The 11,804-nt window shown below is 66.7% G+C and carries 9 protein-coding genes and 1 tRNA gene; 8 read left to right on the top strand and 2 right to left on the bottom strand.

The features are described 5' to 3' along the window. Positions 1-10: 10 nt before the first annotated feature. Together ACWDZ6_RS09395 and ACWDZ6_RS09390 are read left to right on the top strand one after the other, a co-directional pair. Entirely contained in the window at positions 11-205 is a 195-nt protein-coding gene (locus tag ACWDZ6_RS09395) for a helix-turn-helix transcriptional regulator (RefSeq protein WP_451502384.1), read from the top strand. Positions 206-330: 125 nt separating this feature from the next. Beyond that, complete coding sequence (locus tag ACWDZ6_RS09390; protein ID WP_451502383.1) at positions 331-1,653, top strand: tyrosine-type recombinase/integrase; 1,323 nt, start codon at positions 331-333, stop codon at positions 1,651-1,653. A gap of 161 nt (positions 1,654-1,814) precedes the next feature. Here ACWDZ6_RS09390 and ACWDZ6_RS09385 read toward each other — a convergent pair whose 3' ends face one another. Together ACWDZ6_RS09385 and ACWDZ6_RS09380 are read right to left on the bottom strand one after the other, a co-directional pair. Next, the gene (locus ACWDZ6_RS09385) at positions 1,815-4,115 is read right to left on the bottom strand and encodes a zinc-ribbon domain-containing protein (RefSeq protein WP_451502679.1); all 2,301 of its coding nucleotides are present in this window, start codon (positions 4,113-4,115) and stop codon (positions 1,815-1,817) included. A gap of 418 nt (positions 4,116-4,533) precedes the next feature. Further along, positions 4,534-4,605, bottom strand: a tRNA-Arg gene (locus tag ACWDZ6_RS09380). A 198-nt stretch (positions 4,606-4,803) separates the two neighbouring features. Between ACWDZ6_RS09380 and ACWDZ6_RS09375 the strand changes: the two genes are divergently transcribed. From ACWDZ6_RS09375 to thrB, 6 genes are all read left to right on the top strand, one after another. Then, positions 4,804-5,238, top strand: coding sequence for a response regulator (locus tag ACWDZ6_RS09375; protein WP_351455668.1), 435 nt, complete (start codon positions 4,804-4,806; stop codon positions 5,236-5,238). A gap of 55 nt (positions 5,239-5,293) precedes the next feature. Next, the gene (nrtL, locus tag ACWDZ6_RS09370) at positions 5,294-6,337 is read left to right on the top strand and encodes an ArgS-related anticodon-binding protein NrtL (RefSeq protein WP_451502382.1); all 1,044 of its coding nucleotides are present in this window, start codon (positions 5,294-5,296) and stop codon (positions 6,335-6,337) included. A gap of 10 nt (positions 6,338-6,347) precedes the next feature. Next, entirely contained in the window at positions 6,348-7,739 is a 1,392-nt protein-coding gene (gene lysA, locus ACWDZ6_RS09365; protein WP_451502381.1) for a diaminopimelate decarboxylase, read from the top strand. Positions 7,740-7,838: 99 nt separating this feature from the next. Continuing rightward, on the top strand, positions 7,839-9,128 hold the full coding sequence (locus tag ACWDZ6_RS09360) for a homoserine dehydrogenase (protein ID WP_326655400.1): 1,290 nt from the start codon (positions 7,839-7,841) through the stop codon (positions 9,126-9,128). Between the two features lie 7 nt (positions 9,129-9,135). Further along, on the top strand, positions 9,136-10,206 hold the full coding sequence (gene thrC / locus ACWDZ6_RS09355) for a threonine synthase (RefSeq protein ID WP_366733233.1): 1,071 nt from the start codon (positions 9,136-9,138) through the stop codon (positions 10,204-10,206). Between the two features lie 405 nt (positions 10,207-10,611). Next, positions 10,612-11,529: a homoserine kinase gene (gene thrB, locus ACWDZ6_RS09350; RefSeq protein ID WP_451502380.1), complete on the top strand. Its 918-nt coding sequence runs from the start codon at positions 10,612-10,614 to the stop codon at positions 11,527-11,529. The last annotated feature ends 275 nt before the right edge of the window (positions 11,530-11,804 follow it).

Below are 11,804 nucleotides of genomic sequence, written 5' to 3'. Positions count from 1 at the left end.
GGACGGCGGCATGAGCGTCCGCGCGATGGACGAGAAGTTGACCATTGCAGAGGTGATCACTGATCTCAAGGTTGCCCCGGCAACCTTCTACCGCTGGCGCCAACTTGGCAAAGCGCCCCGCTCGATCAAGCTGCCGAACGGTGACGTGCGCATTCGGCGATCCGAGTACGAGCGATGGCTTGCGGAGCGGGAGGAAGCTGCGTGAGCACGACAGAGGAAACTCCGGCTGGGCGCACTCGGGGGTCGGCCCGGCCGGGGTACTCCCTCGACATTCGGCTGTGGAAGGTCACGAAGACAGGCCGGAAGTCCCGTCCCTACCGCCTGCGTTGGGTGGTTGCCGGTCGCGTACACGGCGACACCTTCGCCACGTCTGCGCTCGCCGACAGTCGACGCTCGGAGCTGTGGCAAGCCATGAGGCGCGGGGACGCGTTCGAGATCGCCTCGGGCTTGCCTGAGCCCGAAGTCCGTGCGGCGGCCGAAGCTGTTGAAGCCAAGCCGCCGTTGCGGTGGTTCGAGTTCTGCCGGAGGTACGTCGTCGGGCGGTGGCGCACCAGCGCAGCGAAGTCGCGCGAGAGCATGGCGGACGGGCTTGCCGCTGTGGCGCTCGCCATGGTGCAGCGAGGGGAGGGCGTCCCCGAGGACACGGATCTCCGGCTCGCGTTTCGGTGGGGCATCGTGCCCGCGAACGTGGGGGAGAAACCGCCGGCGGAGTTGAAGGCCGCGTACGTCTGGCTGACGACGTCTGACCGGCCGGTTGTCGACCTGGCCGACGTGGCGGTGTTTGAAGACGTTCAATACCGCCTCGGCTACCGGCTCGATGGCACCCGCGCAGCAGGCGAGACGTACAAGCGGCGCCGACGCTGCCTGAACACCGCCCTCGAACACGCGGTGGACATCGGGGAACTCCCCGAGAACCCGCTTCAGCGGGCCCGCAAGAAGCGTGTGGGCTCTGTCGACGTAGTGGACCGGCGTGTACTCGTGAACGCCGTACAGGGGCGGCAGTTGCTCACCGCGGTCTCCTATGTCGGGTCATGGGACCGCAACCGTGGGCGGCGCCTGGTGGCGTTCTACGCGGTGCTCTACTACGCAGGGCTCAGACCCGCTGAGGCGGTCGGTCTCCGGCTGTCCGACTGCCACCTGCCGGAGACGGGTTGGGGCACGCTGACGCTGCAAGAGACGCGTCCCGTCTCCGGCAAGCAGTGGACGGACTCTGGGGAGCGGCACGACCGCCGGGGCCTGAAGGCGCGCGAGGCAGCGACCGACCGGCCAGTCCCCATCCCTCCTGTGTTGGTCACCATCCTCCGGGCTCACCTGAAGGAGTTCGGGACCGCCAAGGAGGGGCGGGTGTTTGGGAATGAGCGCGGGGGAGTAGTCGGCTCATCCACGTACTGGCGTGCTTGGGAGGAAGCGAGGCTGTACGCGCTGCCCCCGGACCGTGTCGAATCGCCGCTCGCCGGGCGGCCGTACGACCTGCGGCACGCCTGCATCACGCGGTGGCTGAATGCCGGGGTGCCCATCGCTGAAGTGGCACGCCGGGTTGGGAACTCGCCGGAGGTGATCCATCGCCGCTACCACGGCTGCATCGACGGCCATGAGGAAGCCGCCAACGCGAAAATCTCCAAGTCTCTAGAGGAGGACGGAGACGCGATATAAGGAGCGCGCAGTACGGGGTGGGGCCTTCCCTTTGCAGGGGCGGCCCCACCTCGGAGTCCCCTTCGCTGGTGGTAACGCGAAACGCCCGAAATCCCCATGGTCGGCCACCGGCAACTCAATTCTATTGGCTGAGACATTGCCACTCTGCGGTCGCGGGTTATTCATTTACAGCATCGTCGTTCAGCGACGTCTGCCACGGCAAACACAGCGGAGATAAAGATATGGCGGCCAGTCTGGCAATACCACTCGCACCTTAGGTTGCTCTTCAAACGAAGATTCTGCGGATTACGGCTCGGATCTTTTAGACAGCGGATGAACCGAGCGGCAACGGCCGGGCGAAGTTCCGCGAGAGATTCGCCAGGGGGAGCCATTGAGCGCGAGGTGTTTCGAGCATTTCCCTCATTCCGGTAGCAGGCATGGCAACCCGACCCGCTAGCTCTGTTGCGAATTACGGTTTCCCATACGTGCCCACACTTGCGGCATTGCCATTCCACTAGGTCGCTTGAGGAGGGCGATCGCAGATGAAGGCCAAATGCCTCGTTGGTCAGATTCCGTCGGAACTCGCCAACTAGATGTGGGTGTTTATCGGCGACGGACGTGTACCTTACCTGTCCCTTAATTTGTGCCCATGTGTCAGCGGCTTCCCGGAGAGCCGCAAGTTGCTCAAGTTCAGTCAACGACTCGAATTGAAGGCCACGCGCAATCATCAACGGCCGAATGGCTGTCGTCCAGGTCCAAGGGTCGATCCCATTCCTTGTGGAATCGGTGACAATAATTGACTGACCGACGACGTGCGGTAGACCTTCCGCCCGTACTCGCACGTAGTCCAAAGGGCGCAGGAGTAGACTTTTTCTCGAATCTTTCTCGATATTCCGATCTGACTTGTGAGTGTACAGCGGGTCGAGGTCGATATAGAGCTGAATGGCTGGCACGAAAATATCAACCCGGAGTGGCCGTCCCGAGAGCCCATTTATGTGCTCGATCTCGTAATCGCACAGTACTTCCGTGTCGCAGGACGCTTCCAGGAGGGACCGCACTTCGAGCTCGAATCGGGACCTCCCTGCTGCAGCACATTTTGGGCATTCGGACCCAGAGCTTCGCGTCAGAACCAATGCCTCCCACTCGTGTCCGTTGGGGCACCGCCATCGGCACCGATCGTTACTTCCCGCTTTAAGCTGATCGGGTCCTGCCCCCGGTGTAGTCAAATTCTCGACGAAGGATTGACTAATCCGAGGGTGGCGCTCTTCGAGGGACATCCCCTCTTTTGGCTGCCTGCGATGGGTAGCAATGCGGCGGTCGTAGCACTTGCGGCAACCCGAACCATTTCGGTTTCGGTGAGAGTAAACACGTGAGTTAACTGATGCGATCCACGTATTGCCGCACGTCGAGCATCTCCAAGTGCATTTATCGCTTGATCCCGATCGGAGCATGGTCAAGTCGAATCCTGGGGAGGTCATATTTCTTACGAACTCAGCAGCAATGTGTCCGAGCGCTTCATGGGCGGTTTGCGAAAAACCGTCAGGTCGACGTCTCCACTCGCCACGTCTAGCGTTGAAGCAAGCGGGACAACCAGTCTGGCCCCTTGTGCGATTATTTGGAGTTGCCGCCCACTCATTACTGCAGGTGCGACATCGCCACCTGCACCGGTAGTTGCTATTGGGCTTCAGCTGCGATATCGACAGATCATTGTCCAGGTTTTCGATAAACTCTGCCGCGATTTCCGGGTAGGTATCCGCTACTGACTCGCCGGCGCGGGCTATCCGGCGAGCATTGATAGTGCGCAGGCGCCCGCATAGCGGGCATCCGCTACCTGCGCCACCAGAGGCGCGCTTCTTGACGGCGCAATTCCACTCATGGGCGCATACTGAACATTTCCACTTGCACTCGCTTGAGGAAGAAGGGTTCAGGGTAGTGGGGCCTACCTCGCTATTATCAATGACTGTGACTAGCTCTTGAGCAATATTCGGATAATGAGCAGCGAGAGATTTCGACTCCTCAATCGCTAGTTCCCGATTTAGTCGCCGGCGAGTTCGGGCGCAGTGTGGGCACCCGCTTCCCTTATTGGTTCTTGAATTCGGAGTAGTTCTCCACTGGTTACCGCAGTGGCGGCACTGCCAGAGGCATGTCTTGTTCGATTTGGCGTGCAAGTCGGCCGCGGTGTGACCTTCTTCTCCGTTCACTGTTATGAGCTCATATGCCACATCGGGGAAGAGATCGTTAAGGGACATCCCGGAAGGTGGAGTCCTCCATGTCTGGTGCCTGGAGGCCTTCGAACAGCACGGGCATCCGTGGCCGCCACCCTTTGTCCGATCGACAACTCGGGTACGCCACCGATGATTGCAGTCACGGCACTGCCATAGGACAACTCGCCCGCTACCTGTACTCAGTGAGTCTGGATCTACGGATGCCGGCTCAACCGCACAGATTTCCCCGAAGAACGATGGATGTGTATCCCGCAACATGCGTCGCGACACCGTGGGCCCCTAATTCTCAAAAGACAGGCGTATACCGTACAGGTCAGCGTGATGCCGCGTGTGGTGTACAGCGCATCTCTGTCGATTCATGAGTCGTTGAGCCATGCGAAGCTGCGCTCCGAGACTCGGCAGTACGCGCCCAGGCGGGTGCCAAGCATGGTTCCGCCTTGAGTGATGGCTGGCACGCCCGGACGCGACCTGGTCGAGGTACTTGCGGTGGCCTGAGCTGCGACCGGCGAACAGCGAGTCGGCGTTGCCGCGGGCCCCTCCGACAGGGTGTGTCGGAGGTGTGTCGCGAACACTGAGAGACAACGAGAAAGAGCGGGAGTCAGTGAGACTGACTTCCGCTCTCTCATGTCGGCATCCGCCCAGCTCAGCGCTTGATTCTTGCTGGCTGCTTGGCGAGTGCCCCCGGCAGGATTCGAACCTGCGCACACGGCTCCGGAGGCCGTTGCTCTATCCCCTGAGCTACGGGGGCGTTCCGCCGCACTTCTGCGGCGACGGGTAGAACCCTACCAGCTCCCACAGGGTCGCCGTGAACAGGTATTTCCGCCCCCAGCGGCAGCCCCCGCGCCGCCCCCCTCGCCCTCGTCCCGCGCCCCGCTCGTGGCGCGCGGCCAGGGTGGAAGTCGGCAAAACCCGGACGCGGCCCTGCCCCCCGACCTACTCTCGAGTTGTGTCAGGCGCGTCCGGCCGGGTGCTCGTTGTCGACGACAACAGGGTCATACGGCAGCTGATCAGGGTCAATCTCGAGCTGGAGGGCTTCGAGGTCGTGACCGCGGCCGATGGTGCCGAGTGTCTGGATGTCGTCCATCGCGTCTGCCCCGATGTGATCACGCTTGATGTCGTGATGCCCCGCCTCGACGGGCTGCGCACCGCCGCCCGGCTGCGGGCCGATCCACGGACCAGGCATCTGCCTGTCGCGATCATCAGTGCCTGTACGCAGTACGAGGTGGAGAACGGGCTCGCCGCCGGTGTGGACGCCTTTCTCGCGAAGCCCTTCGAGCCGTCCGAGCTGGTCCGTCTCGTACGGCAGTTGATGCACAGGGAGGGCCCGCCGTCCGTCGACGGCAGGCATGGCGCCGGGCGGGCGGGAAGCGCACGCGGCTGACCGCATCGCGAAACCGGTTCGCGAAGGGCCCCCCTCCCTCCCATACGCTTGTCCCGTGACCCCCGCCGAGCTCTCCCGAACCGTGCTGCACGCCGTGTGCCGCGCGGTGGAGGACGGTGCGCTGCGGGTGCCCGTGCCCGAGAGCGTCAGTGTCGAGCGGCCCCGGCCCGGTGGCTGCGGGGACTACGCCACCAATGTCGCCCTACGGCTGGCGGGGCCGGCCGGGCAGCGGCCCCGCGCGGTTGCCGAAATGCTGCGGCACCGGATCGCCGAGGTCCCCGGGATCGCCGGGATCGAGATCACCGGGCCCGGCTTCCTCAACATCACCCTGGACGCGGGCGCGCAGCAGGCGCTCGTACGGGAGGTGCTGGAGCGGGGGAGCAGGTACGGGTGGATCGCGCCGACCGGGGCGGTCGCGCAACCCGGCTACCGTGCCGAGGTGCGTGCTGCCGTCACCGCCGATGCCCTGCGCCGGATCCTGGTGTCGCAGGGCACCCTCGTCCGTACCAGCTGCGAAGGGGCGGCCGACCCGGTCTGGGCCGAGCTGGGCGTGCGCGTCGAGGCGCAGGGGGGACTCCGCTACCTGCCCACGGATGTGACCCCCGTGCCCGCCGGGGAGAGCGCCCGTGAACTCCTCCGGCGGCTCGGGCCGGATGCCGCGCGCTGGGCGCTGCTGCGACCTGCCGGGCACGATCACCCCTTTGCCGGGGACGAGCTGATGACGCGGCAGGAGAGCAACCCGCTGTTCAAGATCCAGTACGCTTGTTCCCGCGCCCGCGCCCTCACCCGTAACGCCGCACAACTCGACTTCGGCAGCGCCGCCGAAACGCATGTCGACGCCGCCGCCCTCACCACCGCCATCGGCGACTACCCCGCCGTACTCGCCGGCGCCGCCCGTCACCGCGCCCCCGACCGGCTCGCCCGGTATCTGGAAGGCACGGCCGACGCCCTTCTCGCCTTCCAGCACACGGTGCTGCCCATGGGCGACGAAAAACCCCTGGCCGCCCACCGTTCCCGGCTCGCGCTCGCCGAAGCCGCCGGGACGGTGCTCGCCGGTGGCCTGTCCCTGCTCGGCATCAGCGCACCCGAACATCTGTGAAAGAGACACCATGAGCCGTTCCGCACACCCCGCCGGGCCCCGCCACGCGGATGTCGTCCCCGAGGGCCACTACACCGCCCCGCCGACCGACCTCAACGTCCTCGACGAGAAGGTCTGGGCCAGGACGGTCACCCGGAACGAGGACGGCGCCGTCTCCGTCGGCGGGATCGAAGTGACGCGGCTGGCCGAGGAGTTCGGTACTCCCGCCTACTTCCTCGACGAGTCCGACTTCCGGGCCCGCTGCCGTGCCTGGGCCGACGCCTTCGGCAAGGACGCCGATGTGTTCTACGCGGGCAAGGCGTTCCTGTCACGGGCCATCGTCAGGTGGCTCACGGAGGAAGGCCTCAATCTCGACGTCTGCTCCGGCGGCGAGCTCACCACCGCCCTCGACGCCGGCATGCCCGCCGACCGCATCGCCTTCCACGGCAACAACAAGTCCGAGGAAGAGATCGAAAGGGCCGTACGCGTCGGTGTCGGGCGCATCGTCCTCGACTCCTTCCAGGAGATCGTCCGCGTCGCGCACATCGCGCAGCGCCAGGGCAAGCGCCAGCGTGTCCAGATCCGTGTCACCGTCGGCGTCGAGGCGCACACGCACGAGTTCATCGCCACCGCCCACGAGGACCAGAAGTTCGGGATCGCCCTCGCCGACGGGCAGGCCGCCGAAGCCGTACGGCGCGCCCTCAGGCTCGACGGCCTCGAGCTCATCGGCATTCATTCGCACATCGGCTCGCAGATCTTCGACATGGCCGGTTTCGAGGTGTCCGCGCGCCGCGTCGTGCGGCTGCTCGCCGAAGTACGGGACGAGCACGGCATCGAGCTGCCCGAGATCGACCTCGGCGGCGGTCTCGGCATCGCGTACACGTCCGACGACGACCCGCGCGAGCCGCACGACATCGCCAAGGCCCTCAGCGAGATCGTCACCCGCGAGTGCGAGGCGGCGAAGCTGCGCACGCCCCGGATCTCCGTCGAGCCGGGCCGCGCCATCGTCGGGCCCAGCGCCTTCACCCTGTACGAGGTCGGCACCGTCAAGCCGCTCCAGGGGCTGCGCACGTACGTCTCCGTCGACGGCGGCATGTCGGACAACATCCGTACGGCCCTCTACGACGCCGAGTACAGCGTGGCGCTCGTGTCGAGGACGTCCGATGCGGAGCCGATGCTCGCCCGCGTGGTCGGCAAGCACTGCGAGAGCGGCGACATCGTCGTCAAGGACGCCTTCCTCCCGGCCGACCTCGCGCCCGGTGATCTGATCGCCGTGCCCGCCACCGGCGCGTACTGCCGGTCCATGGCCAGCAACTACAACCACGCACTCCGCCCGCCCGTCGTCGCTGTCAAGGACGGCGAGGCGCGCGTGATCGTCCGGCGTGAGACGGAGGAAGATCTCCTGCGTCTGGATGTCGGTTAGTTGAGATAGATGTCTCGCATGCCGGACGGGGGATAGAAACTCCCGTCCGGTGAGTGAGACTGGTCCACACCGTTGATGCACACGAAACGAGGTCGGATGATGCGTACGCGTCCGCTGAAGGTGGCGCTGCTGGGCTGCGGAGTGGTCGGCTCAGAGGTGGCGCGCATCATGACGACGCACGCCGAAGACCTCGCGGCCCGCATCGGCGCTCCGGTGGAACTGGCGGGTGTGGCGGTCCGCCGGCCCTCCAAAGTGCGCGAGGGCATCGACCCGGCGCTGATCACCACCGATGCGACGGCCCTGGTCAAACGCGGAGACATCGACGTCGTCATCGAGGTCATCGGCGGCATCGAGCCCGCGCGCTCCCTCATCACGGCCGCGTTCGAGCACGGCGCGTCCGTCGTCTCCGCCAACAAGGCGCTGCTGGCCGAGGACGGCGCGACCCTCTACGCCGCCGCCGAGGAGCACGGCAGGGATCTCTACTTCGAGGCCGCCGTCGCGGGTGCGATTCCGCTGATCAGGCCGCTGCGCGAGTCCCTGGCGGGCGACAAGGTCAACCGCGTGCTCGGCATCGTCAACGGCACGACCAACTTCATCCTCGACAAGATGGACAGCTCGGGCGCCGGCTACTCCGAGGCGCTCGACGAGGCCACCGCCCTCGGGTACGCCGAGGCCGACCCGACCGCCGACGTCGAGGCCTTCGACGCCGCCGCCAAGGCCGCCATCCTCGCCGGGATCGCCTTCCACACCCGCGTACGCCTCGACGACGTCTACCGCGAGGGCCTGACCGAGGTCACCGCCGCCGACATCGCCTCCGCCAAGCGGATGGGCTGCACCGTCAAGCTCCTCGCCATCTGTGAGCGCGCGGCCGACGGCCGGTCCGTCACCGCCCGCGTCCACCCGGCGATGATTCCGCTCAGCCACCCGCTCGCCTCCGTCCGAGAGGCGTACAACGCCGTCTTCGTCGAGGCCGAGGCGGCCGGGCAGCTGATGTTCTACGGTCCGGGCGCCGGCGGCGCGCCGACCGCCTCCGCGGTGCTCGGCGACCTCGTTGCCGTCTGCCGCAACAAGCTCGCCGACTCCACCGGTCCCGGCGAGTCCGCGTACACCCAGCTGCCCGTGAGCCCCATGGGCGAGGTGGTGACGCGGTACCACATCAGCCTCGACGTGGCCGACAAGCCTGGCGTACTCGCCCAGGTGGCGACGGTCTTCGCCGAGCACGGCGTATCCATCGATACGGTCCGTCAGCAGGGCAAGGACGGCGAGGCCGACCTCGTCGTCGTCACCCACCGCGCGCCCGACGCCGCCCTCTCGGGGACCGTCGAGGCGCTGCGCAAGCTCGACACCGTGCGCGGTGTCGCCAGCATCATGCGTGTTGAAGGGGAGTAAGGGACCCATGACGACCAACGGCACCCACCAGTGGCGCGGCATCATCGAGGAGTACCGGGAGCGTCTCCCGGTGACGGACACGACGCCTGTCGTCACGCTCGGCGAGGGTGGCACGCCGCTCGTCCCGGCGCAGGTCCTCTCCGAGCGCACGGGCTGCGAGGTGTACCTCAAGGTCGAGGGCGCCAATCCCACCGGGTCCTTCAAGGACCGCGGTATGACCATGGCCATCACCAAGGCCAAGGAGGAGGGCGCGCAGGCGGTCATCTGCGCCTCCACCGGCAACACCTCCGCCTCGGCCGCCGCCTATGCCGTACGGGCCGGAATGGTCTGTGCCGTCCTGGTGCCCCAGGGCAAGATCGCCCTCGGCAAGATGGGGCAGGCGCTGGTCTACGGCTCGCGGATCCTGCAGGTCGACGGAAACTTCGACGACTGCCTGAACCTGGCGCGCGGCCTGTCCGAGAACTACCCGGTGGCGTTGGTCAATTCGGTCAATCCATTCCGTATCGAGGGCCAGAAGACCGCGTCGTTCGAGATCGTCGACGCGCTCGGCGACGCCCCGGACATCCACGTGCTGCCCGTCGGCAACGCCGGCAACATCACCGCGTACTGGAAGGGGTACAAGGAGTACGCCGCGGACACGATGTCCACGCGCACTCCCCGGATGTGGGGCTTCCAGGCCTCCGGTTCGGCGCCGATCGTGCGCGGCGAGATCGTCAAGGACCCGTCGACCATCGCCACCGCGATCCGGATCGGCAATCCGGCCTCCTGGCAGTACGCGCTCGCCGCGCGGGACGAGTCGGGCGGTTTCATCGACGAGGTGACGGACCGTGAGATCCTGCGCGCCTACCGGCTGTTGGCCTCGCAGGAGGGCGTCTTCGTGGAGCCCGCGTCGGCCGCCTCGGTGGCCGGTCTGCTGAAGGCCACCGAGCAGGGCAAGGTCGACCCGGGCCAGAGAATCGTCTGCACGGTCACCGGAAACGGACTCAAGGACCCGGACTGGGCGGTCGCCGGAGCGCCCCAGCCGGTCACCGTGCCGGTCGACGCGGCCGCGGCCGCGGAGCAGCTCGGTCTTGCGTAAGGCCTCCGCGCAGGGTTCTCCGCGCAGGACTCTGCGTGGTGGGCACTGCGCGGGAAGCCCCGCCCGGAGCCCCGGGCGAACGTCGCGGTAAAGCTCCGGGTACTCGGGTAATGCTCTGGGTAAAGGTCTGGCACAGGGCTTTGCCGCAGAGCCCCGCCCTGCCTTCCCGGGGCGCACCTGAGAAAGCATGGCAAGCCGGACAACGGTGTACGTAGGGGCACAGGAGGCTTACGACACGCATCGTGCGCCTCCCGTGCGCCCTATGTCGCCACTCAGCCATCCTTCGCTACGCTGTACCTGATCCCGCCCCGCCGCATATGCCGCGGTGTTGTTGCCGTTACGGCCCACGGGTGTTCGTAACTCTCGAAAAATCTCGCAGTCAGAACCAAGGAGTGTCATCGAGCGATGGCCGGTCCAGCGTTCCGCGCCGCCGCCGTCCGAGTGCGCGTCCCCGCCACCAGCGCCAATCTCGGCCCGGGCTTCGATGCCCTCGGGCTGTCCCTTGGGCTGTATGACGACGTGGTCGTCCGGGTCGCGGACTCCGGTCTGCACATCGACATCGCGGGTGAGGGCGCCACGACGCTTCCCCGCGACGAAAGCCATCTGCTCGTACGTTCCCTGCGTACGGCCTTCGACCTGCTCGGCGGGCAGCCGCGCGGCCTCGAGATCGTCTGCGCCAACCGCATCCCGCACGGGCGCGGTCTGGGCTCGTCGTCGGCAGCCATCTGCGCCGGCATCGTCGCCGCCCGCGCGGTGACCATAGGCGGCGACGCCAGGCTCGACGACGAGGCGCTGCTCGAGCTCGCCACCGAGATCGAGGGGCATCCCGACAATGTCGCCGCGTGTCTGCTCGGCGGCTTCACGCTCGCCTGGACCGACGGCGGAGCGGCGCGCGCCATCAGGATGGATCCTTCCGATTCCGTCGTTCCGGTGGTTTTCGTCCCTGGCAAGCCGGTGCTCACCGAGACGGCGCGCGGGCTGCTGCCGCGCAGCGTCCCCCATGTGGACGCAGCCGCCAACGCGGGCCGCGCCGCCCTGCTCGTCGAGGCGCTGACCAGGCGCCCCGAGCTGCTGCTGCCCGCTACGGAGGACCGGCTCCACCAGGAGTACCGCGCCCCGGCGATGCCGCAGAGCGTGGAACTGGTCAACCGACTGCGCGCCGACGGCGTCCCCGCAGTCATCTCCGGCGCCGGCCCGACGGTGCTCGCGCTGACCGAGGACGGTGTGGCCGACAAGGTCGCACGGCTGGCGGGCGAGGGGTGGGCGGCCAACCGGCTCACCTTCGACGTCGCGGGAGCGAGTGTTCTGCCGCTCGCCCCGTAGCGACACCAAGATTGCCGGTGATGGAGAGGGGGAATGTTTGTTGGAGCCGGTAGTGTTAACCTCAAGTCTGCACCCGACGTTTTTGTGGCGCGGTGCTTAGCGTCCCCATTCGGGACCAACATTCTTCCGGGAGCCTCCCCGACTGCCTGAGCAGCCTGCCTGAGCAGCTTCGAGCACGCTCCGGAAACGGCACGAAACCCCTCGCTTTTCCAGGAGTGGGCCGAGCAGGGGGAACCTCGGGCCGGGTTTTGCACGTATATCTCTCCGCCGTTAAT

Source organism: Streptomyces sp. NPDC002926 (genome assembly GCF_053591755.1).
This window is presented reverse-complemented; position numbering and strand designations above follow the sequence as displayed.